22 protein-coding genes and 1 tRNA gene are annotated in these 23002 nt (G+C 61.0%); 15 read left to right on the top strand and 8 right to left on the bottom strand.

The genetic code is table 11. From position 1 onward, the window contains the following. Positions 1 to 9 precede the first annotated feature (9 nt). Together JNK74_04945 and trxA are read right to left on the bottom strand one after the other, a co-directional pair. Positions 10 to 1014 (bottom strand): aspartate-semialdehyde dehydrogenase, encoded by a 1005-nt coding sequence (locus JNK74_04945; GenBank protein ID MBL7645520.1) that lies wholly within the window; start codon positions 1012 to 1014, stop codon positions 10 to 12. Between the two features lie 283 nt (positions 1015 to 1297). Next, entirely contained in the window at positions 1298 to 1618 is a 321-nt protein-coding gene (gene trxA / locus JNK74_04940; GenBank protein MBL7645519.1) for a thioredoxin, read from the bottom strand. A 252-nt stretch (positions 1619 to 1870) separates the two neighbouring features. Between trxA and JNK74_04935 the strand changes: the two genes are divergently transcribed. Continuing rightward, a tRNA-Ser gene (locus tag JNK74_04935) sits at positions 1871 to 1960 on the top strand. A 163-nt stretch (positions 1961 to 2123) separates the two neighbouring features. Then, positions 2124 to 3155, top strand: a complete 1032-nt coding sequence (locus JNK74_04930) for a glycosyltransferase family 9 protein (GenBank protein ID MBL7645518.1) — start codon at positions 2124 to 2126, stop codon at positions 3153 to 3155. 685 nt (positions 3156 to 3840) lie between these two features. Here JNK74_04930 and JNK74_04925 read toward each other — a convergent pair. Next, complete coding sequence (locus JNK74_04925; GenBank protein ID MBL7645517.1) at positions 3841 to 4476, bottom strand: class I SAM-dependent methyltransferase; 636 nt, start codon at positions 4474 to 4476, stop codon at positions 3841 to 3843. 376 nt (positions 4477 to 4852) lie between these two features. On the opposite strand from JNK74_04925, the gene JNK74_04920 reads away from it, so the two are divergent. From JNK74_04920 to JNK74_04890, 7 genes are all read left to right on the top strand, one after another. Beyond that, positions 4853 to 6076, top strand: coding sequence for a cofactor-independent phosphoglycerate mutase (locus JNK74_04920; protein MBL7645516.1), 1224 nt, complete (start codon positions 4853 to 4855; stop codon positions 6074 to 6076). 182 nt (positions 6077 to 6258) lie between these two features. Next, on the top strand, positions 6259 to 7392 hold the full coding sequence (locus tag JNK74_04915; protein MBL7645515.1) for a 1-acyl-sn-glycerol-3-phosphate acyltransferase: 1134 nt from the start codon (positions 6259 to 6261) through the stop codon (positions 7390 to 7392). Positions 7393 to 7698: 306 nt separating this feature from the next. Further along, positions 7699 to 9480, top strand: a complete 1782-nt coding sequence (locus tag JNK74_04910; protein MBL7645514.1) for a hypothetical protein — start codon at positions 7699 to 7701, stop codon at positions 9478 to 9480. 23 nt (positions 9481 to 9503) lie between these two features. After that, positions 9504 to 10670 (top strand): cytochrome c biogenesis protein ResB, encoded by a 1167-nt coding sequence (locus JNK74_04905; GenBank protein MBL7645513.1) that lies wholly within the window; start codon positions 9504 to 9506, stop codon positions 10668 to 10670. Then, positions 10667 to 12730, top strand: a complete 2064-nt coding sequence (gene ccsA / locus JNK74_04900) for a cytochrome c biogenesis protein CcsA (protein ID MBL7645512.1) — start codon at positions 10667 to 10669, stop codon at positions 12728 to 12730. The genes JNK74_04905 and ccsA overlap by 4 nt, the downstream gene beginning before the upstream one ends. A gap of 119 nt (positions 12731 to 12849) precedes the next feature. Further along, the gene (locus JNK74_04895) at positions 12850 to 13059 is read left to right on the top strand and encodes a hypothetical protein (GenBank protein ID MBL7645511.1); all 210 of its coding nucleotides are present in this window, start codon (positions 12850 to 12852) and stop codon (positions 13057 to 13059) included. Further along, complete coding sequence (locus JNK74_04890; protein ID MBL7645510.1) at positions 13056 to 13466, top strand: PIN domain-containing protein; 411 nt, start codon at positions 13056 to 13058, stop codon at positions 13464 to 13466. Before JNK74_04895 ends, JNK74_04890 begins: the two co-directional genes overlap by 4 nt. A 128-nt stretch (positions 13467 to 13594) precedes the next feature. Here JNK74_04890 and JNK74_04885 read toward each other — a convergent pair whose 3' ends face one another. Together JNK74_04885 and JNK74_04880 are read right to left on the bottom strand one after the other, a co-directional pair. Next, positions 13595 to 14869 (bottom strand): sulfatase, encoded by a 1275-nt coding sequence (locus JNK74_04885; GenBank protein MBL7645509.1) that lies wholly within the window; start codon positions 14867 to 14869, stop codon positions 13595 to 13597. Between the two features lie 10 nt (positions 14870 to 14879). Further along, positions 14880 to 15308 carry a hypothetical protein gene (locus JNK74_04880; protein ID MBL7645508.1) on the bottom strand — a complete coding sequence of 143 codons (429 nt, stop codon included), beginning with the start codon at positions 15306 to 15308 and terminating at the stop codon, positions 14880 to 14882. Positions 15309 to 15756: 448 nt separating this feature from the next. Between JNK74_04880 and JNK74_04875 the strand changes: the two genes are divergently transcribed. Further along, positions 15757 to 17322 (top strand): citramalate synthase, encoded by a 1566-nt coding sequence (locus JNK74_04875; GenBank protein ID MBL7645507.1) that lies wholly within the window; start codon positions 15757 to 15759, stop codon positions 17320 to 17322. A 350-nt stretch (positions 17323 to 17672) separates the two neighbouring features. Next, the gene (locus tag JNK74_04870) at positions 17673 to 18053 is read left to right on the top strand and encodes a hypothetical protein (protein ID MBL7645506.1); all 381 of its coding nucleotides are present in this window, start codon (positions 17673 to 17675) and stop codon (positions 18051 to 18053) included. A gap of 123 nt (positions 18054 to 18176) precedes the next feature. Here JNK74_04870 and JNK74_04865 read toward each other — a convergent pair whose 3' ends face one another. After that, positions 18177 to 18557, bottom strand: a complete 381-nt coding sequence (locus tag JNK74_04865; GenBank protein ID MBL7645505.1) for a type II toxin-antitoxin system RelE/ParE family toxin — start codon at positions 18555 to 18557, stop codon at positions 18177 to 18179. Between the two features lie 6 nt (positions 18558 to 18563). Continuing rightward, positions 18564 to 18791 carry a hypothetical protein gene (locus JNK74_04860; protein ID MBL7645504.1) on the bottom strand — a complete coding sequence of 76 codons (228 nt, stop codon included), beginning with the start codon at positions 18789 to 18791 and terminating at the stop codon, positions 18564 to 18566. 188 nt (positions 18792 to 18979) lie between these two features. Here JNK74_04860 and JNK74_04855 point away from each other — a divergent pair, with 188 nt between their 5' ends. The 3 genes from JNK74_04855 to JNK74_04845 are packed head-to-tail and all read left to right on the top strand — an operon-like array spanning position 18980 to position 20051. Further along, complete coding sequence (locus JNK74_04855; GenBank protein MBL7645503.1) at positions 18980 to 19369, top strand: hypothetical protein; 390 nt, start codon at positions 18980 to 18982, stop codon at positions 19367 to 19369. Beyond that, on the top strand, positions 19366 to 19704 hold the full coding sequence (locus JNK74_04850) for a hypothetical protein (protein ID MBL7645502.1): 339 nt from the start codon (positions 19366 to 19368) through the stop codon (positions 19702 to 19704). Before JNK74_04855 ends, JNK74_04850 begins: the two co-directional genes overlap by 4 nt. Beyond that, the gene (locus tag JNK74_04845) at positions 19701 to 20051 is read left to right on the top strand and encodes a hypothetical protein (protein ID MBL7645501.1); all 351 of its coding nucleotides are present in this window, start codon (positions 19701 to 19703) and stop codon (positions 20049 to 20051) included. The genes JNK74_04850 and JNK74_04845 overlap by 4 nt, the downstream gene beginning before the upstream one ends. Before the next feature lie 445 nt (positions 20052 to 20496). Here the strand turns inward: JNK74_04845 and JNK74_04840 are convergent, their stop codons facing one another. After that, complete coding sequence (locus JNK74_04840; GenBank protein MBL7645500.1) at positions 20497 to 21771, bottom strand: PmoA family protein; 1275 nt, start codon at positions 21769 to 21771, stop codon at positions 20497 to 20499. A gap of 322 nt (positions 21772 to 22093) precedes the next feature. Here JNK74_04840 and JNK74_04835 point away from each other — a divergent pair, with 322 nt between their 5' ends. Further along, entirely contained in the window at positions 22094 to 22906 is an 813-nt protein-coding gene (locus tag JNK74_04835) for a prolyl oligopeptidase family serine peptidase (protein ID MBL7645499.1), read from the top strand. Positions 22907 to 23002: the final 96 nt, after the last annotated feature.

The following is a 23002-nucleotide window of genomic DNA, read 5'->3' as shown; positions in this document are numbered from 1 at the left end:
AAAATATAATTACAGCAGTTCCGCGATCTGCACGGCGTTCAGGGCGGCGCCCTTCAGCAGATTGTCCGACACGATCCACATATCAATGGCGGACGGGTGCGAAATGTCTTCGCGGATGCGGCCGACATAGGTTTCAAACTTGCCCGCCGCGTCGAGCGCCGTGGGGAACAGGTCCTTCGTGGGGTCGTCCATCACGATGACATTGGGGGCGGAGGCAACCAGTTCGCGGGCCTGGGCGGCTGTGAGCTTCTTCGCGGTTTCCACGTTGACCGATTCGCTGTGCCCGGTATGCACCGGGACGCGCACGGTCGTGGCGGTAACCATGATGCTGTCGTCACCCATGATCTTCTTCGTCTCCTTCACCATCTTCATCTCTTCGGAACTGTAGCCATTGTCGCCAAAAGCATTTTTGTGGGGGATCTGGGGAATGACGTTAAAGGCGATGGGCTTGGGGAAAATCGTGCAGGCGGCGGCATCGCCCTTCATCACGGAAGCCATCTGGTCCATCATCTCGTTCAATGCGGCGCTGCCCGCGCCGGAGACGGCCTGGTAGGTGGATACCACGATGCGCTTGATCCCGGCCGCCGCGTGGATGGGCTGGAGCACCTGGACCATCTGGATGGTGGAGCAGTTGGGATTGGCGATGATGCCCTTGTGCGTCTTGATCGCGGCGGCGTTCACCTCCGGCACCACCAGGGGCACTTCCGGGTCCATACGCCAGGCGCTGGAGTTGTCCACCACCACGCAGCCATCTTTCGCCGCGAACGGGGCAAAGTGGGTACTCGTCCCGCCGCCCGCACTGAAGAGGGCCACATCCACGCCCTTGAAGGACTGCTCGGTCAGCTCTTCCACCGGAATTTCCTCACCCTTGAACGTGAGCGTGCGGCCGACCGAACGGGCGGAGGCCAGAAACTTGATGGAGGCGATGGGGTAGTTGCGGTCTTCCAGGACCCGCAGCATCTGCTGGCCCACCACGCCGGTGGCGCCCGCAACGGCAACGTGTTTTGGATTCATGGGGAACTCTCCTTAGTGGGATCGGGGCCTATGCATACCGGGGGCCCTCAGGAATTCGAAGGGTGACGGGACTGGAAGGCCCGGATGAGTCCAGAAGCGGACTGGTTTAGTATAGCGCAACGCGGGGGCCCAACGAAAGTTGGGGCGTGTGCGCGAAAAAGCAGGGTCGGCGGTATTTCTTCTGCCGTCCCTGAAGTCGCTGATGTCCCTGCAAGATAGAGAAGTCATCGTCGAACAAAAAAAGCCCCGACGATCACGCCGGGGCTTCAAGAACTATCTATATTTACCCAATCGCGGCGTTGAGCGCCTGGCTGAGCTCGGTCTTGCTCGTCACGCCGATGAAGCGACGCACTTCCGCACCGTCTTTCATCACCAGAAGCGTGGGGATGCTGGAGACGCTGAACTCCTGGGCGAGGTTTGCGGCGCTGTCCACGTCCACCTTGCCAACGGTCGCCTTGCCGGCGAACTCCACGGCCAGCTCGTCAAGCGCGGGGGCAATCATGCGGCAGGGTCCGCACCATTCGGCCCAGAAATCCACCAGGGTAACGCCCTGGGCGACCGTGTCTTTGAAATTATCTTCCGTAAGTTCCGTGGCATTGCTCATTGAAACGAAGCTCCTTGGCGTTGAACCTTCCTGCGTGCCGACGGGAAGGGCGGTTGACCAGTTAAGGGGAAATTATAGCCGAGGCCGCGCACGCGGGTAAAGTCGGGAATGGGGGTGGCCTCCAGGGACGGATAGGACCGATATGACGGATGGGATCACATCGGTCCTGTACGTCTTATCCGTCCAATCGATCTGTTTCCAGTAGCGCGTTTGACTTCCGGCACCGTAAAACCCTATACTGATCTGCCCCGTGGAGAGTTGTCCGAGTGGCTAAAGGAGCACGCTTGGAAAGCGTGTGTGCGTGAAAGCGTACCGAGGGTTCGAATCCCTCACTCTCCGCCATTTTTTTTCAGGTTTTACAGCCGCCAGGCGGCTGACACAGTCCAGCCGGGGGCGCTGGCCACGCACCTGTCTTCCGGCACATTGCGCCGCGTCTGTGCGGTAACTGGGGTCCGGACAGACATTCCTTGCCCAAAGGGTATTCTGGATTGGTTGGACCGAAACGATGATCAATGGCGTACCTCGTATTCTCATCATACGCTTGAGCGCCATTGGCGACGTGGTCCGCGTTCTGCCCGCCCTGCACGCCCTGCGCAACCGCTATCCCAACGCCCAGATCGACTGGGTGATCGAGCAGAAGTCCTACGAGATCATCTCCGGCCATCCAGCCCTCGACCAGATCCATGTTTTTGATCGCGGCGGCAACGCGCCACACAGCGTGGGCAGTTTCCTCGAACTGTGCAGGACCATCCGGGCCAATCGCTACGACTGGATCATCGATTTCCACGGCATTTTCAAGACGGGTCTGTTAACCCTGGCCTCCGGTGCCGGACTGCGCTACGGCTTCAGCCGTCCCCGGAGCCAGGAGCTCAGTTTCCTGACCACCAATCGTCGCGTGGCCCTGCCCTCAAAGTTCATGAACCGGATCGAAGAGAACCTCGAACTCTGCAAGGTCCTCGAAGCAAAATGCCACTCCCTGGACGTCGTTATCGACATCCCCGAGGATGTGGATGACACCATCGACGCCTATTTCCACAAGGTCTTCCACGGCGCCAAGAAGGTGATCGCGCTCCACGCTCCGGTGGACCGCCCGGAGAAGCAGTGGCCCCTGGAGTTCTACGCGGAACTGGCCGAGATGATCATGAGCGACGGTCGCTACGAGGTGCTGCTCACCTGGGGCCCCGGCCAGCGGGCTACGATTAATCAGCTCATCAAGCTTATCCACGGCAAACCCCATGTGGCCCCCGAGACCCCGGACCTGAAGCACTACGCCGCTCTGGTGGACCAGTGCGACCTCTATTGCGGCGGCGACACGGGACCCATGCACATCGCGTCGGCCATGGGCACCCCCGTAGTGGCGATCTTCGGCGGCACGCACCCCAGCCAGCACGCCCCCCTGCGCCAGCCCTCCAAGGTGCTCTATGCGGGCCCGGAGATTCCGGTGAAGAGCATCGACCGCGCGAATGCGGACGAACTTTTCCGCAAGATCACCCCGGAAATGGTGTACGACACCTGCGTCGAGCTGCTCCACAGCTAGGACGGTTCGCGGCAGAAGCCCCAATAAGAACCTCCGTTCTGTGACAATCTGTCCGAAAACACACTATAACAGTACAGCTTGCATGGCGGCATATAGCAATGCATGTGCCCCTGCACTTCCCTTTCCGTGAACTTCCGCGCCCTTCCGTGGTCTATGTTCGCTTTTGACCACGGAAGGGCACGGAAGTTCACGGAAAGGGAAAAACAACGCGTCGAAAGCCCGTTCAAACGTGATTTGACCCCGATGCCGCCGAGAAGACCGCCCGGCTCCAACACGCATTGTCATACACGTCACACTACCTTGGCAACAGCTTGCAACGATTTCGGCCCTCGCCGCAGACAGGGGCGCGGGTCCGTCCCGAGGGACGTACCGCCGCAAGCCCGCCAGGTCAAGAGAAGCACCCCAGGCACAACCTCGCGCTACCGGGTCGAAGACGGGCGCCCGGAGGCGGCGGCATGTCCCCGAGGATGTAAGGTCGCGACGTGGGCGTTCACAATAAGGGTCCTGGAAGATGGGTGTCTTGCTGCACTTCGCGCTCCCACACCTCCACCGGGACAGGCCCACGCATCGAACACACGCCGCCAATGTCCGTCTTCCGTTGCGGTACCGGATGATTTGCGCGATCCGGCATCACTGGGGCGCGGGTCCGTCCCCCGGAATGTTCCACGTGGAACAATTCCGCCCTTCAGCCCTGCTCCCGGAGGCGCACCAGATGGAGACTGCCCCGCCGGTCTCCGCTGCGGGTCCATTCATCCTCCACATGTTCCACGTGGAACACTTTTCCGTCAATTTTATCCGTCGGATCGCCGGACTGGCAGAGAAACACGCAATTATCCGGCAGAATATCCACGATATCGGCCAAAATCGCATCCGCACGCTCTACGGCCCTGGCGGTAATCGCCACCGGCGGCTCCTCCGGCACATCCTCCGGAAAGCTCCCATGGATGAGGGAAACGTGCCCCAGACCCAGGGCCCCCATCACCTTCCTCAGGAACGAGACCTTCTTTGCGCTCCGTTCCATCAGGACAAACTTCCGGTCCGGCAGCGCCACCGCCAGCGGAATGGCCGGAAAGCCCCCACCCGTGCCGATATCCAGCAACGTCTCGCCCGGCGCCACATTTCCCCGCACCACGTCCACCAGACTCAGGGAGTCTACAAAATGCAGAGACTCCAGCTCCGCCAGATTCCCCGACGACACCAGCGCCGTGAAAGCGCTCCACGTCCGCAACAGGAATCCGTACTGGGTCAACTGCTCCAACTGACGCGCATCCAGTACAACGCCATGGCGGGCAACGCGGTCAAACCAATCGATATCGGGCATTACATGGAACTCCGGGGGTAGAAGGGACTGCTGAGTTGGTCAAGGGATCCTACGCGCCCGGCGGTCACTAACGCAATGATTGAGGATTCAGGCGGCAGGCTGTAATTACTGGTATGCATCACGTCGCGTCCCAAGGACCCATAAGACCCATAAGACCCATAAGACCCATAAGACCCATAAGACCCATAAGACCCATAAGACCCATAAGACCCATAAGACTCCAGACTCCAGACTCCAGACTCCAGGCCTAACGCCTACAGCCTACAGCCTGAAGCCTACAGCCTGAAGCCTGAAGCCTAAAAATGCACCGCCGCCGCCCCGTATGCTATCGTATGCCCCACATGCCCGAAACACCCCAAATCACCGGAGAATTGTCGTGAAATACCTTATCCTTCTTGGCGATGGCATGGCGGACTGGCCCCTGCCCGAATATGGCGGCCGCACGCCCATCGAAGTGGCAAAGACCCCCGCCATGGACGCCCTGGTCGCCCGTGGCATGACGGGCCAGTTCTGTCCCATCCCCGATGGTCTACCCGCCGGCAGCGACATCGGTAATCTCTCTCTCTTCGGCTACAATCCCAAGGCAAGCTTCCGCGGTCGCGCGCCCATCGAAGCGGCAAATCAGGGCATACCGCTGGCGGCCAATCAGGTCGCCTACCGGTGTAATCTGGTCACGATTGAAGACGGCATGATGCGCGACTTCACCGCCGGTCATATCGCGACCGAAGAGGCGGCTGAGATCATCCCGATTCTAAATGAAACCCTGGGCAAGGAATTTCCAGCGGTCTTTCACACCGGCGTAAGCTATCGCCATCTGGCTATCGTCACCGACTCCCCTGCCGCGTCGCTGGACGACATGGTGCGCATGCGCTGCGAGCCGCCCCACAACATCACCGACCAGGCCACGGAGGCGTGGCTCCCCCAGGGCAAGGGTAGCGACATGGCCCGGGCCATGATTTCCCGCTCTCAGGAGATCCTGCACAATCACCCCATCAATCAACAGCGCATCGCCGATGGCAAGCGTCCGGTCACCTCAATCTGGCTTTGGGGCCAGGGCAAGGCCCCCGAAATGGAAAGCTACGCGGATCGCTTCGGCCTCACGGGCGCCGTCATCTCCGCTGTGGATCTCGTGAAGGGCATCGGCGTCTGCGCCGGTCTCGACGTGATTGACGTACCCGGAGCCACGGGGTGGATCGATACGAACTATGAAGGCAAGATCCAGGCGGGACTAAAGGCGCTGGAGGACCACGACTTCGTCTACGTCCACCTGGAAGCCCCGGACGAGACCGCCCACCAGGGTCGCGCCGATCTCAAGATTCAGGCCATCGAGGACTACGATGCGCGCATTGTGGCGCCGGCCCTGGCCTATCACGACAGCCACCCGGACATGCGGATTCTCATTGCGCCCGACCACTACACGACCATCCAGACCCGCACCCACGCGGGGGGCCCGGTGCCCTTCGGTCTCTGTGGCGCGGGTGTGCCCGTGGACGGCCAGACCGCCTATTCGGAGAAGATTGCGGCCAACACCCATGTGCTGATTGAAGACGGCTATACGCTCATCGAGCGGATGATTCGCGAGCCTGTGCTGGTGTTCTAGGTTTAGCCTTATATATATTTTGAACTTTTCAAGCGTATGATCCCGACCTTGGAAGCACTGGAAATTTCTATCGACGATAACATACCCGTGCGGAGTCTACCCCCCCTGCCCCCCCGCAAGCGGGGGGGCAGGGGGGGTAAATTTCCGAGCGGCAAAACTTATGTCCCGCCGGGACCGTCCCGATGAGCCGCCGCAATCCCCCGCTCCTCACCCGGCTCTGGTGCTGGGCCGTGACCCTCTATCTGCTCTTCCGCTATGTGCTCTACCGCCTCCATCTGGGCAAACGACCCAGCTTTGTGCGGCACTGGTGGCGCGTGGAAGTGGCCTACCGCCAGATCACCCGCATGGATCCCCGCATCCGTGTGCGCCACACCGAGCGCTGCCCGAAGCAGCACCCCGCCGTCTACGTCGGCAACCACCTCAAGCTGGACGATCAATTCTTCGTGTGCTACGCCGTGCAGGAAGCCAGTGATTACACGATGAAAACGCGCTTCGTCATGCGCGACGATTACTTTGGCGGCTTTCCCTGGAACTGGATTCCCATCGATATGAACGAGGTGGCGGAAATGGGCGGCTCCTACAACATCGCCCAGGGCAGCCCCTCCCTCGCCCAGCTCAAGCCGCTGATCGATATTCTGCTGGAGCCCGACTCCTTTGTCATCTTCCCCTGCGGCGGGCGAAGCCGGAGCGGGCATTGGCTGGAGGTACATACCGGCGGCGACGAGCCCGGCTCGGTGGCCTTCTTTGTGGCCCAGGCCCAACGACGCAATCCGGACCTTCCCGTGCCCGGCGTACCGGTAGGGCGAACCTATAATCCCATCAAGAAGGTCAGTGCGGTCATCGTCGGAACGCCCCGCCACCTGGAGCCCAACGCGCGTCGGGAGGCCCAGCGCGACTTCGATGCGGCGCTGTTTTGCGATCTTTCCGATCTGGTGGAATTGCACATGCTGCACTTTTTGAGCATGTTCATTTATCTCAAATGCCTCCATCAACATCCCCCCGAAGTGGCGAAAACGGTGCTGGCCGACGCCGTGCGCCGGATGCGCGATGCCCTGCGCCACCGCTATCTCGATCCCGCGCTGGATTCGGACTTTGACCGCGACCTCCGCGACGCACTGGACTACCTGCGGCGCCAGCGCATCCTGAACCTGCGCGGCGACCGCATCCTGCTTGACCCCGCCACCGTGCTGGCCTGCCCCGAAATGGACACCCGGTACCGCACGGTGAACCCCGTGAAGTATCACGTGAACCAGATCCTCCATCTGGCGGACGTGGTGGCACGCTGTGAGAGGGAAGTGCTCTCGCCGTCCCGATAGGACCGATACGACGAATACGACCGATTCAATCCGTCATATCGCTCCAATCCGTCCTGGAGCCCAAATTTCCTGGAACCTTTTCCGCGGCCGAGGTATGGCATTCAGCGCCGGAAGCAGGCCCGAATCTTTGACTTAAGTTCCCTCCGACGGGTAGACTATTGCCCGTGGATCTAACAAGGCGCGCAGTTCTGCGCAATCAGGTCGGGGGCAGGGCAGTCGCGAAAAATGATTCGTGGAGGCCACTGGATTTTCCCCAGCGGTGCATCAAACCCCGGATAGCACCGTACAAAGGATTACATCATCGCCATGTCCCTTCGTGTTCTCACTCTTGCCATGATGACCCCCCTTCTCCTGATTTCGGGTTGCTCCCAACCCGCCCAACAGGAAATAACGGAAGTTCGCGAACCCGGCGCCGGAGCGCGTCCGGCCCCGGCAAAGGCCTCCACCGAGCAGCGCCTGGGCATGTCCCAGTCCGGCGGCATGGCGGGCCACGGCGGCCAGCAGGAAGGCGCTTCCGAGGATCCCCTGGGCGGTATCACCTTTCACCACGACATGCCCCAGGGCTGGGAAGCGGTGGCCAAGACTGACATGCGCCAGGTCAACCTGCGCATGACCGAAACGCCCGAGGCGGAATGCTACTTCACGCTGCTGCCCGGCGGCGGCGGCGGCCTGGCGGCCAATCTGAACCGCTGGCGCGGCCAGATGGGCCTGGACCCCTTGACGCCGGAAGCCATCGAGGCCCTGCCAAAGAAGCAGATCTTCGGCCAGCCCGGCACCTTTATTCTCATCGACGGGACCTTCGGCGGCATGAACAATGCGGCTCCCAAGGAGAATTATCGCATGTACGGCCTGATGCTTACCCACACCGATCCCGAATCGGGCCGGGAGCAGGGCTTCTTTCTGAAGATGACGGGACCCAGGGCCGTGCTGGAAGGTCAGGAAGCGAACTTCGACCTGATCGCATCGACCCTGCACGCCGTGGCGCCCGGTGACGACCACAATCACGGTGCGGCTGAAGGCGACGGCCATGTCCACACCGAAGGCGACGGACACGACCACGCCGCGGCGGCCCCCGGCGAGGTAAAGCCCGCGCCGACCGCCGCCGACTCCGGGTATACCTGGACTGTCCCCGCCGGCTGGGAGAACAAAGAGCCCGGCATGATGCGCGTAGCCAATCTCGGCATCACGGGCCAACCGGACGTGGAATGCTACCTGACCGAGCTGAGCGGGACCGCCGGCGGTCTGGATTCGAACATCAATCGCTGGCAGCAGCAAATGGGCCAGCCCGCCCTCACCCCCGAGCAGATCGCGGCCCTGCCGAAGCATCCCCTACTCGGCGGCGAGGCCTCCTTCGTTACCATCGACGGCTCCTATGGCGGCATGAGCGGCGCGGTGGTCAAAGAAAACTTCCGCATGTACGGCCTGGCCCTTATGAACGAGACCACCTCCTACTTCGTGAAAATGACCGGCCCGAAAGACCTGCTGGCGGCGGAGGAAGCCAATTTCCTGGCCTTCGCCGCATCACTGCGTAAGTCCGCCGAAGGCGCCGCGCCCGAAGCGGCCGCCCCCGCAGAGGCCGCGCCCATGCCCGAAGCGCCGGCCCCCGCGCCGGTGGCGTCGGCAGAGAATCCTCACGGTGTGGCCGATCCGACACCCGAGGGCGGCTTCAATCCGAACGCCCTCCAGTGGACCGCACCCGAAGGCTGGCAGCTTGGACCGGAAAAAATGATGCGCGCGGTGACCTACAACGTCGGTGGCGTGGAATGTTATGTTACGACCCTGGCGGGTGAAGGCGGCGGCGCGGTGTCCAACATCAACCGCTGGGCCAACCAGATGGGCAATGCGCCCCTGGACGAAGCGGCCATCGCGGCCCTGCCGAAGATTAGCGTACTCGGCGTGGAATCGCCTCTGGTTGAATTCGCGGGCAGCTTCACCGACATGGGTGGCGCGGCCAAACCGGACTACAAGCTGCTGGGCGCGCTGGCGTCCAAAGGCGGCAGCACCATCTTTATCAAACTGACCGGACCCGCAAGTGAAGTGGACGCGCAAAAGGCAAACTTCACCGCCTTCTGCGCTTCCCTCCACTGAACCCAACTTACGGCGTGATACCCATGACTTCTGAAAAATCCGTACCCAAGAAAGTTTTCGACTTCTTCGCCTCCTACGGCTTCGCCGTGGTGGTGTTGATTCTCCTCACCATCCTCACCCTCTTCGGGACACTGGAGCAGACCGAATCCAGTCTCTTCGACGTGCAGAACAAGTATTTCAACTCGTTCATCCTCGTGCATCACCTGTTCAACAAGATCCCCATCCCCCTTCCCGGGGTTTACCTGCTGTCGGTCCTTCTTTTCATCAATCTCGTGTGCGGCGGAATTATCCGGGTAAAAAAAGACTGGCGCCACCCCGGGATGATCATCGCCCACGGCGGCATCCTCTACATGCTCATCGCCGGATTCGTCACCTTTCACTATTCCACCTCCGGCCACATGACCCTGTACCCCCAGGACAAGTCAAGCCAGTACCAGAGCTACTACGACTGGGAAATTGAAATCTCGGAGCTCAAGGACGGCTTCTACGGCAAGTCCTACATTATCCAGGACGAACAATTCTCCGACATGTCCCCGGAGGACACCCGGGAATTCCGCCATCCCAATCTGCCCTTCAGCCTGATGGTGGAGAACTTTCTGTTCAATTGCGCCCCGGCTCCCTCGACGGATGGCACGGGCGTGGACGGCCTTCGCCTGGTTTCCCGGGAGCCGGAAATGAACGCGGAGCAAAACGTGGCCGGGGCCTACGCCATGGTCATGGACAAGGAAACCAAACAGGTTCAAAACGGCATTCTCTTCGGCTTCTCCATGGCCCCCTGGGTGGTCACCGTCAAGGGCCAGGACTACGCCATCGACCTGCGCCACAAGACCTTCCCCCTGCCCTTCACCATCACGCTGGACGAGTTTATCCGGGATCTCCACCCCCGCACGGGCATGGCGGCGAACTTTGAGAGCGTGGTGACCCAGACCGAAGGCCCGATTGACCGTAAGGTCAATATCCGCATGAACGAACCGCTCCGCCACAACGGCTATACCCTCTTCCAGTCCGGTTGGGGCCCGCAAAATGCCAAACCGGGCGAGCGGCTCTTCTCCACCTTCTCCGTCGTCAAGAATCCGGCCGATCAGTGGCCGCTCTACAGTTGCCTCGTTATTTCGGCGGGGCTGCTGATCCACTTCCTTCAAAAACTCATCTCGTACCTGCGAGCCGAAAACCGGAGGCGCACCGCATGATCGCCCGTACCCCCCTGCTGCTGACCCTTGCCCTGGCCCTCGGCCTCGCCACGCTGGCGGGCGCACAGGCGCAGGAGACGCCCGCGACCCCGACACCGGCCGCCGAAGCCGCCGCTCCCGAGGCCGCCGCTCCGGAAGCCGCCAAGCCCGCCCCGGAAGCCCGCGAGCCCTGGAGCAAAGAGATTGTGGAGACCTTCGCCACCCTGCCCGTACAGGACGGCGGTCGTGTGAAACCCCTGGACACCTATGCCCAGTTCGCCATGCTCCAGATGAACGGCAAGCGAACCTTCAAGACCGAGTCCGGTGAGAAGCTCACGCCGATTCCCTGGTTGCTCGACGCCTTGTTCTATCCCGAGATCGCCAAGACCTACCAGCACTTCGTGGTGGACAACTACGATGTCGTGTCGGCCATCGGCGTGGACATCCACGACAACCGGCGCAGCCGCTACTCCTACAACGAACTTGAACCCGGTTTTGAGAAGCTGATGAGGCTGGCCGACGACTACAACGCCATCGACGCCAAGAAGCGCGATCTGGTGCAGCAGGGCGTCCTCGATCTGGCCAACAAATTTTTCACCTTCACCCAGCTTATTCACTTCATGGATTTCGCGGGCCAGCGGTTCACGGTAACCGGCGACACGTCCCTGGCCAAGTCCTTTCCCGAGGCCGACGGTGTGACCATGAGCGTGGCGCTGGAGCGCGCCGCCAAGGTCCTCGCCAGCCTGAAGGGCAATCCCGCCGGTCTGAGCAACGATGCCGTCCAGGCGGAGGTGGCGGCCTTCAGCAAACTGCTGGACGAGTTCGACGCCACCGCGGGCCGCGCCCAGGGCCTGCCCCTCTTCCCCCCCGCGAACGCCGAAACCAAGGCCTGGCAGACGCCCGCCGACATCCTTTCCGCGGCCATTGGCATGACCCAGAACGAGCCCGAAACCTTTGCCCTGCTCGGCACGCTGGAAAAGCTTCCTTCGCTGGTTAAGGATCGCCCCGCCTTCCTGGCCGCCGCGCAGGAATTCCACAAAGGCACCGTGGCCCGCGCCGAATCACGAGGGGAGTACGCCAAAGTCCCCCTCGAAGTCCACTACTACAAGGGCAAGTACCTGTTCTACAGCCAGTGGCTCTATGTGCTGTCCTTCATCCTCGTGGCCTTCGGCTGGTTGTTCCCCCGCAGCGGCGCCCTGCACAAGGCGGCCATTGCCGGCGTGCTGTTCCCCACGGCCCTGCTGATTATCGGCATCACGCTGCGCTGCATCATCCGCGAGCGTCCGCCCATCTCCACGCTCTATGAAACCGTGCTCTTTATTACGGCCTGCGCCGTGCTTGTCGCGATGTTCATCGAATACGCCAACCGCCAGCGCATCGCCCTGGCCATGGCCTCCTTCCTGGGTATGGCCGGCATGTTCCTGGCCTTCCGCTATGAGATGAAAGAGGGCGTGGACACCATGCCCAGCCTCGTGGCCGTGCTGGACACCAACTTCTGGCTCGCCACCCACGTGACCATCATCAACGTGGGCTACGCCGCGGGTATGCTCTCGGGCGCCCTGGCCCATATCTACATCTTCAGCCGGCTCTTCAAGTTCAAGGCCGACAACAAGGAGTATTACCGCAGCCTGACCCGCATGGTCTACGGCGTGCTGTGCTTCGGCCTGCTCTTCTCCACCGTCGGGACCATCCTGGGCGGCATCTGGGCCAACGACAGTTGGGGACGCTTCTGGGGCTGGGATCCCAAGGAAAACGGGGCGCTCATGATCTGCCTGTGGAGTCTGGTAATTCTCCACGCCAAAATGGGCCGCCATATCAAGGACATGGGCATTTCTCAGGGCGCCGTGGTGCTGGCCATGATCGTGGCCTTCTCCTGGTGGGGCGTGAACCAGCTCGGCGTCGGTCTCCACAGCTACGGCTTCACCAGCGGCATCATGAACGCCCTGGTGGTCTACTGGGCCTTCGAGACCCTCACCATCGCCGCGGGCGCCTGGGTGTGGATGCGCGAACGGGAGCCCGCCCCGCCCGAAGCGCCAAAGGAAACCAAACTCCCAAAGAAGGCCAAGCCAGCGAAGGCCTGATGATTTAGCCGAGAAAGTATGCAAAGAGCACAAAGAGGAGTTCCTCTTTGTGCTCTTTGCATTCATTGCCCCTGTTTGAGCAAGTTCGTGATAAAATGACACGAAAAAGGAGCAAACTCATGGTATACAAAGGCCACATTGAAAAGGGGTGCATTGTCCTGGAAGACGCGGTGGATCTGCCAGAAGGGGCAGCAGTGTTCGTTCAACTGATTTCAGCAGCGTCCGCAGGTTCCTTACACCCAGATATCGTTCGCTTCACAGGCATTATCCCGCAAGACATAGACATCCAATCCGAGTATTACGAAGCCATGCGGGCCAAGCACGCGTGAAAGTGTTATATGACGCCAATATAGTACTCGATGTCTTCCAGCGTCGAGAGCTATTTTACGAAGCGTCCGCGCTCGCTCTTAATGCCGCGATTGAGGGTAGTGTGACCGGCTATTTCCCGGCACACGCCGTTCCGACGATTTCCTATGTTTTGCGAAAGCATACCGACCAAACCACTGCGGCGAACGCTGTAAGCTGGCTGCTGGGCGCGTTTGAAATCGCCCCATGCAATATCGTTGTGCTCAAACAGGCGGCAGTGGCAGAATTCAAAGACTTTGAGGATGCAGTGGTGGCCTATTCCGCATCTGAGTGCCAATGCGATGCTATTGTCACGCGCAACAGTCTCGATTTCCGTAACTCGCCCGTCCCCACATTGAGCCCAACGGAATTTCTCCAACGATTGGCTTAGCGGGGCGACGTGTGCCGCCCATCCTCTGAGACGGGCACGCGCGCTTACGATCTCGCTGCAACAAGATAAATCCCGAGCAGCGATACGCCACCGCCCGCAAGTAGGAGGCAAGCGCTGTGTCCCCAACCCTACTCCAGATACCCCAGGGCCTCCAGGGCCTTTCGGTCGTCCGCGTCGAGGTTCTCCGTGGCCTGTCCGGTGGCGGGTGCGGCGCTTTCCCAGGCCTGGATGAACGCGTTCAATTCCTCCACTTTCGCCGGTTCCGTTGCCGCGCGATCCGTCAATTCGCCGGGATCGTCCGGCAGGTAATACAGTTCGGGCTTGTCTCCGTCCAGTATGAGCTTCCAGCCTTGGTGGATCACGCTCCGGTGGGACGGGCCCGACTCGGCCATGGCGTCCTTCACACCGGGCAAATTGAGCACCGCGCCGCCATACGTCTCCACGACCCGGTGACGGTCCTGGGGCGCCGCGTCGCGAAGAAGATCCAGCCCCAGCATGCCCTCCACCTTCGGCAGGCCCGCGAGACCCAGAAGCGTGGGCCCCACGTCGATACCGCGCACGGGGGCCGCGCTCCGGCCAGGCTCAATGTCGGCGCCGCGCACCATAAGGGGGATATGGAGGTTGTCGTGGTATATCCGCCGCCCGTGGCCCAGGTAGTCGTGCTCAAAGAGACTTTCCCCGTGATCGGCCACAAAGAGCACGATGGTATCTGCGGGCAGGGCCGCCAGCACCCGGCTGATCTCCCGGTCGGTAAAGGCGACCTCCGAATCATAGCGTACCCGGACCTTTTCCTTGCGCCCCTGCATGATGGCGCGCTTCCCGGCAGGGTTCAGGCCCTTATGCATCTTATAGGGCGCGTGGGGGTCGGAATAATGAATCCAGGCAAAAAAAGGCTTGTCGGCCGGGCGCTTCTGGAGGTACTCCAGCGCCAGACGCGTCACGTCATCACCATCCCGCTCGGCCTTGAGGAAACCCCAGCGCTTCTTCGTGAAGGCGTCGTCGTAGATGTCGAAACCCCGGCCCAGACCGCTCAGTTTGTCCTTCAGTGTCCAGTTACTCTGCACGCAGAAGGTGTGATAGCCCGCCGCCTTGAACTGCTCCGTCACAAGAGGCACCTCCGCCGGCATGGGCAGACCGTTGCGCGTGGTCCCATTCATGCGAGGGAAGCGACCACTGAGCATGGCGCCGAAGGAGGGATTGGTGAGGGGAATCTCGCAGACGGCATCCTCAAAGACCCGGGCCTCGGCCGCGAAAGCGTCAAGATGGGGGCTGGTCGGCAGCGGGTAGCCATAGGCCCCGAGACGATCCGCCCGGAGGGTATCCACGGAGAACAGAACGATATTGGGAGCCGCCCCCGCCACAGCGGCACAGAGGAAGAATCCCGCTAGAATCAGCGATCTCACGGTGGACCTGCTAGGCTTTCGGTGAAATAATCATCGGAAGTTCCAGGGCCAGCGGATGGATGGCGCCGCCCTCGCCCCGGATCGGAACGGGAACGCCGTCCTTCCGGTAGGCCGTGAAAGTCACGTTGAACTGCCCCTCCGGAGACTCGTCCGGCACCAGCACCGCAAGGGACCAGATACCATCGGCCGCGGCCACATCGCCCTCCAGGCCGTCGTCGTGGAGCTTAAGCTGGATGGAAGGTACTTCCTTGATCACGCCCGTAATGGCGTGGACGATGGCGTTCTTGTCCTTGACCTCAATTGTGATGAGGGCCGTATCGCCGGGGTGCAACTGGGCGGGCACGATACCCCCCGCTTTGAACTCGGGCACGCCGCCCAGGGAATTGCAGCCCGCCAGCAGAGAAACGAGGCCGAGGGTGAGGGTTGTACGCTTGATCATGTAAACGCTCCGCCCGCTTGCCGCGGGTGCCAGGGTGAGAGAAATTGGACCCGCAAACGGGCCGGACTGCACGGGCAACGCCATTCACACGCATCGCGATGACACGGACAGGCAAGACGCCATGCACCATGGAAGAGCCTAGCCCAGCCACGGGGGCGCAGTCAACTGTAGGCTGTAGGCTGTAGGCTGTAGGCTGTAGGCTGTAGGCTGTAGGCTGTAGGCTGTAGGCTGTAGGCTGTAGGCTGTAGGCTATAGGCTGTAGGCTGTAGCCTGTAGCCTGTAGGCTGTAGGCTGTAGGCTGAAACCTGAAGCCTGTAGCCTGTAGCCTCAAGCCTCAAGCCTCAAGCCTGACTCCCCCCCATTTCCCATTTATCCCCCCTTTAGCGTATGATCACGGGTCCACCCGAAGTATGTATCAGGAGAGTTCATCGTGTCCCAACGCATCGAAATGTATGACACCACCCTGCGCGATGGCGCCCAGGGGCCGGGGGTTAAGTTTTCCTCGGACGACCAGTTGCAGGTTGTCCGGGCGCTGGACGCGTTGGGCATTCTGTATATTGAGGGCGGCCAGCCCGGCTCGAACCCCAAAGCGGTGGAGCTTTTCGAGCGGGCCCGCGATCTGGACCTGAAACATGCCAAAATGGCGGCCTTCGGCAGCACGCGGAACCCCAAGTCCGCCGTGGAGGACGACGCCAACATCAAGGCCCTCCTGAGCGCCCAGACCGAGATTGTCACCATTTTCGCCAAGTCTTCCCCCTCCCACGCCGAAGAGGTGCTTCGGGTCAGCCTGGACGAGAACCTGAAGATCGTGGAAGAGTCCGTGGCCTATCTGAAGGCCCAGGGCCGCCGGGTCTTCCTGGACGGCGAGCATTTCTTCGACGGCTACTTCGAGGATTCCGAGTACGCCCTCAGTGTGCTGGAGCGCGCCTGGGGCGCGGGGGCCGAGGTGCTCATTCTTTGTGAAACCAACGGCGGGCGCCTGCCCCATGACATCGCCGAAGCCACCCGGGCCGTGCGCGCGCGCCTGAAAGACGCCCAGATCGGCATCCACACCCACAACGACTCCGGCTGCGCCGTGGCCAATACCCTCGCGGCCGTCCGCGAAGGGGCCGTCCACGTCCAGGGCACCATCAACGGGTATGGGGAGCGCACCGGGAACGTGGACCTCTGCTCCGTCATCCCGAATCTGCAGCTCAAAATGGGCTACGACGTCATCACGCCCGAGCAGCTTCGCCAGCTCACCCACACGGCCCACCTGGTGGCCGAACTGGCCAACATGACCCCCCGCGACCACGCCCCCTTCACCGGGCGCGACGCCTTCACCCACAAGGGTGGCATGCACGCCGACGCCGTGCGCAAGAAAAAAGCGAGCTACGAGCACATCGACCCCGAGCTCATCGGCAACCGCACCCACATCGCCGTCAGCGAGATGTCCGGCCGCTCCAGCCTCATGCAGAAGTCCGTGGAGTTCGGCATCACCCTGGAGCGGGACGATCCCGCCACGAAAAACATTCTGGAGCAGGTCAAGGTGCTCGAAAGCCAGGGCTACGAATTCGAAGGGGCCGATGCCTCCCTCGAACTCATCATGCGCAAGGCGACCGGCGCCTACCGCCACTTCTTTACTACCCACGCCTTCCACACCCACATCAACTACAGCGCCAACGGCGACCGCACCCTTTCCGAGGCCACCATCAAGATCGAGCTGCCCGACGGCCAGATTATGCACACCGTGGCCGAGGGCGACGGCCCCGTGGACGCCCTCAACATGGCCCTCCGCAAGAGCCTGGAGCCCATCTACCCCGAGCTGGGCGACGTCCATCTGGACGACTACAAAGTCCGCATCCTCGACGGCCAGCTCGCCACCCAGGCCAAGACCCGGGTGCTTATCGAGAGCAGCGACGCCGACCAGTCCTGGAGCACCGTGGGCGTGTCGGAAAACATCATCTCCGCGAGCTACCGCGCGCTGGTGGACAGCATCGAGTACAAGCTGCTGCGCACGCGCGGGCATGGGTGAATCGAAGGGACCATCGCAAACAGGATCTTGGACATTCATGTCCGAGGCAAAGCGTTCTCCGGCTTGGAAAATGTCGTTGAATGTGTGGTTTAGTCTGGATTCCCAACGTAACATCTCCGGTATGCGGAGATCGCGCACACGCCAACGGGCCGCCCGAACAATCAAGTGGGTTCTGCCTCGGACATGAATGTCCAAGATCCTGTTTGCAATGACGATTTCCGTCAAGCGTCGCCACCTGTTGCGCATCCGTATTGCAAACGAGACAACATCGGGAAACACTTATTCCAGCGGCAGATCCTGGTGCGGACTCTTGAGCGCTGGGGCTTCCTTTCGCCGCAGGTGGGTGAACTATGAATCTCTACTGGGAAAAAATGATCGAATTCCCGCTCTTCGTATTGCTAGGCGGTCTGGCGCTTGATTGGTCGATTCTCCATGCGCCGATTCTGTTTCTTCCCTTGATCGTGATTTACCCCGTCATTGTTATTCTGATGGCGCGCGATCCCCTGATGGATTGCCCTCACTTCTTCTACCGCGCGCTGGTTAGCGGGATTGCCGTGGCAATATCCTGTTGGCTTCAGCGTTGGCCACTACAGTTCATGGTTATTGCAGCCATCTGGTTGACGGGTCCGAACTATACGGCGGAGCGGGCACGCCTTCGGCGCTTCTGGGCAAGTGTCCGGGGACGGGTGCGCACCCGCGTGTTCGGTCAATCGCGGAGCAACGACCTCTAGAGCGGGATATTGTGAAGCTGATCGGCTATCCGGCCGCCTTTATTTTTGGGGCCCTGGCGACTGATGGCGGAATCGGTGGCTGCATTCCGTTGGAATACGCGCTCGCCATACGGTGCCCAAGGATTACTCTGAGCGTTGACCCTTGGACTTGTGGAGGGCCTCCAATTCTTTCCTTATCGTGAAACGATACTGGGCAAGTACTCTGGGCAGATCACGCCCTTGTCGAATCACGGCGACGATGGCAATTTGCCCCGTCTCAAGCGGAACATAAATCAGAAAGTGCTCTCGCGCGGGGTAGGCGTGAAGAATGGCGTCGCCGGTCAGGTCGATTCGCGAAGGCAGGCTGGTGTAGTTGGCGGCAATTTTTCGGGCCGACGCGTCCAAATCCGAGAAGTAGGCCTCGGTAAGTTTCCTTCCCCATCGCTCCAACGACCACCGCTTCGCCTCCCGGAGGTGATTTCGTGCCGTGGGCGAAAGGACATAGCCGCACTCTTTCCGGGCCACCCGAGTCTAATCCTCGTTCAGAATATCGAGAATGGACTCGTTCGCAAATCGCCCTTCCGACACTTCCCGGATGCCCTGAGCAATGTCCGCCGCGATTTTCCAATCCTGCATGTCGCGCCGGATTAGATCACGAACGTACTCGCTGGGCGTCGAATAAAGACCCCCGTCACCTGTGCGGGAATCGACAAAACGTCGCAATTCGTCTGTCAAAGATAGATTCAGGCTGCTGGCCATAACCATGAACTCCAATTTTATTTGCCGTACGACAATCCTATCAGCGATGGCAATATTTGTCAATTATCGCCACGTGACCACGCATGGTGTTGTAATCCAAGCGACCTCGGCGTACACTCAACCCAGCGGCTGATCCTGGTGCGGACTCTTGAGCGCTGGGGCTTCCCTGCGCCGCAGGAGCCTGACTTATGACGAAGGACATCGCGAAAATCATTGGCTATCCGGCCTTTATCTTTCCAGGGGCCGTGGTGGTGGACCAGTCCCTGCACTATGCGCCTCTCATCTTTTTCTGTGCGCTCGCGGCATACTTCATTGGGACGTTCGTGATTGCTTTCGACCCCGCGATCCTTCGTGTACCACACACGCACCTGCGGATGAGCATGGGTGTGCCGGGGCTGATTATGATTTTGTTGTACGTGTTGGAACTACGAGTCATCGGATTGTTTCTGGTCTGGTTGCCGTTTGTGGCTGTCACGACCTGTCTCTTGGTGGCACGGCAGAGAGATCCCTGGTGGAAAGACCGGGAAGAACGGGCCTATAACCGCGTGTTCGGCCAATCGCGGAGCGACGACCTGTGAGACGGGATATTGCGAAGCTGATCGGCTATCTGGCCTTTGTCATCCTGGGGGCCGTGGTGGTAGATGGGGCAACCAAGCAATTCCCTTGGCTTTTCGTTCCTCTGATGCTGATGTATCCGTTGGTTATCATGCTATTGGCGAGCGATCCGGCGGCGTATCAACTTCCTTTCATTGGCCGCCTAATTGTCCTCGCAATTCTTGCCGTAGCCGCGTGGTGGATACAGATTTGGCCGTTGTACATAGGCTGGATGATGGCTGCTCATACCATGGGGTTATTCGCGTGGGCCAGACCCGGAGCCGACGTATTCGGCCAATCGCGGAGCGACGACTTTTGAAACGGGATATTGCGAAGCTGATCGGCTATCCGGCCTTTGTCATTCTCGGGGCCTTTGCGATTGATGGTGGAATCGATCAATTGCCCTATGTATTTGGACCACTGATGGTGCTCTATCGGCTTATCATCGTGCTGTTGGCGAGTGATCCGGCGGTGTATCGACTCCCCTTCAAGTACCGCTTGGTTGTATTCGCGGCGCTTGCTGTGGCGGTGTGGTGGTTTCAGAACGGGCTGCTGAATCTGGGTTTCTGGCTGGCCTGCTTTGCCATGAGCTTTATTGATCCCGAGGGCCGGGCCCGGAGCCGACGTGTCCGGGCGTGGATCAGGGGTTTGTCGCACAACGTGTGAGGGCGGCGGGCGGAGCAGTCCCTTGTGGCGCTTCAGCGGACATGCACCGTGTCCGAGAATTTACCCCCCCTACCCCCCTGCAAGCGGGGGGACAAGAGTACCGCTCTGAAATGTTAGGTTCCCCCCGCTTGGGCCTGTCGATTTATACTCAAATCCGACTTCTTAATCATATTTCCGGACTTCTGTCATTCCCACGAAAGTGGGAATCCAGAGGCCGAGCAAGGTTAATTTCGCGAAATTTCTGGATTCCCGCATGCGCGGGAAAGACAGCCTCCTTATAGTTTCTGAATTTTGTTGCCCATATCGTCTCCCGGCATTAAATCGACGGGCCCGCTTGCGGGGTCCAGGGGGTAGCCCCGTGCGGTTCACCGGGCGACGCTGTCCCCAAAACAAAGCCCTCCTTCATCGAAGGAGGGCTTGGCATATGATCGGTTTTCGGTGGGGCTTACTTGGCCCACTTTACTTCGGGCGGCGTGGCGTAGTTGGCGAAGCGCTCGGCCACTTCGGCTTTCTTCACGTCGCCACTGTGCACGTAGACGCGGTGCTTGAAGGAGAGTTTCTCCTTGTTCTTGATGATGGTGTCGCCATTTTCCGTGGGGAGCAGGCCCTTGTTGTATTCCTTCTCCTTGAAATAGGAATAGCCGAAGGGGTTGGCGCCCATGAGGCCGTAGCTGCGCACGTGCCAGCTCGTGGGGTAGCGCAGGTTGGAAGGGTTGTCGAAGACGGCCAGACCGCGCCAGCCGATGCCGTCCATCTGGCCGGAATAGTCGCACCACGGGGAGGGTTTGCCCCAGAGGGTCTCTTCGCCCACGTCGCCCTGGGCATTGGTGATGACGCCGGCCTCATAGGAGAGCTCCGGACGCATGCGAATGGCGACCATGCCGCCTTCCTTGGTGTCGCTGAAGAGCACGGTGCCGTAGTCCGCCGTGAAGGTGACGAGGGTGTCGATGAGGCGGCCGCTCTCGGGCGTGGCGTAGAAGCGGTATTCGCGCTCTTCGGTCAGCAGGGGCTTGTGGTCCTTGTCCTGCCACACGTTCTTCGCCTTCACCCAGCCGTAGGCATCGCCCGAGCCAAAGGTGACTTCGCCGCTGTGCTGGAAGCCGGAGTTTTCACCTTCCGCCCAGCAATCCCAGGTGGCCGGCTCGGCGCCGGGGGCCGCATTGGGATCGACCAGACTGACCTCGCCATAGGCGGCCCACATGGATTTGTGGTGGGGGTGGTCCTTGCCGCGCTCGCCTTCAAGCGGGGCCATGGGGAAGTCGCGGGTTACGCCGACCTGACCCTCCGAATTTACAGGCCAGAGGAAGGGCTTCTTGTTGTCGTTGGAATAGTGGTAGCTCGTGAAGTGCACGTCGTCGATGAAGACATCCACGATGGGCTTGTCGGCCTGCTGCTCCAGCCGGACCTTGGGCGAGATGGAGTCCGTGGCGGGTTCCACCAGAACGGTGTAGGTGTGCTCCGTGCCGGGCATGGCGCCTTCGGGAATGAAGACAAACTCCCCGTCGCGCAGGGTGGCCGGGAACTTCTTCGCCGTCTTGGCCTCTTCCACCACGATGCGGCCTTCCGGAGCGGCGCCGTCATAGGCAATGGCCACGGGCGAATTGGCGAGCTTTGTGTCGCCGGTCTTCAGGGTGATTTTGGCATTGGCGAGGCCTTCGGCTCCGGCCAGGGGCGCGACCGCCAGCAGCAGCGCCAGGCATCCACAGGTACGTTTACGCATTCGATATTCTCCTCGTTACACGTTCGGCTTGCATCCCGACAGGGCGGCCCTGGGCCGTGGCACGGCCATGCAAACCAGCGGACAGTAGACCCCCGGACCGCTTCGCGAGTTTCCAATCGGCCGCGGCGGGACGGGCGGGCCTGGGAACGGGCCGGGGTCCCCCGCCAGCCGGAATACCCAGCAATTCAGGCAATAAACCGTCGGCCACTCTACCATAACCCCGGGGGAGGTGCAACGTCGAAACGGCGCCCCCTTTCGTGACATTTCGCCTGTTTCCCGGTAAAGTAGTACCAGTACGTCTTGTTACGAAAGGATTTTTTTCATGGTACGCGCGGCATGGGTCACAGTGGTATGCGCCGGCACGGCGCTTCTGGCGGGGTGCAACGCAGAGCCCCGCCACGAGGCCTTTGCCGCCTCCACCCGCGAAAAAGCCACGGGCTTCCTCGATAAGGCCGCGCCGCTGGACGGCAAGGCCGCGCGCTACGCCCTCTACGTGCCCGAAGACTACGATCCGGAAAAAACCTGGCCCCTTATCGTCTTTCTCCACGGATCCGGCGAGCGGGGCGATGACAATCTCAAGCAGACCGATGAGGGCATCGGCCACGCCATCCGCCTCCACCGGGACCGCTTCCCCGCCCTCGTGCTGATGCCCCAGTGCCCCGACGGCGCCTTCTGGGACAAAGCCGTACCCGCCATCGAAGCGGCCATGGACCAGGTGCGGGCGGAGTACAACGTGGACCCGAAGGCCATCACCCTGACCGGACTTTCCCTCGGCGGCTATGCCACGTGGATCTGGGGCGCATCGAAAACCGACACCTTTGCCGCCCTCATGCCCATCTGCGGCGGCGGCAATCCGGCGGACGTCCTCGGCAAGATGGACGAGAAAGAAGCCGCCAGGTTCGGCACGATGGAAGAACGCGTCCAGGCCCTCAGCACCGTGCCCATCTGGGCCTTCCACGGCGCGGACGACGATGTCGTCCCGCCCGAGCGCTCACGGGAGATGGTGAAGGCCGTGAAAGACGCGGGCGGCGACGTGAAATACGACGAACTGAAAAACACCAACCACAACAGTTGGGACGCGGCGTATGGGGACGAAAAAGCCATCAAGTGGCTGCTGAAGCAACGGAAGAAATAGCGGGGAGGGGCTGGGGCCTATGAGGCCAATGGGTCATATGACACGACGCTAATCAACCCCGGGTGCCACCTCAATCTCGCCTCCGGCGAGTTTGGG

This window comes from Candidatus Hydrogenedentota bacterium (genome assembly GCA_016791475.1).
Classification (GTDB): Bacteria; Hydrogenedentota; Hydrogenedentia; order Hydrogenedentales; family JAEUWI01; genus JAEUWI01.
The sequence above is the reverse complement of the archived record's forward strand: the minus strand, read 5'-3'. Positions and strand labels throughout refer to the sequence as shown.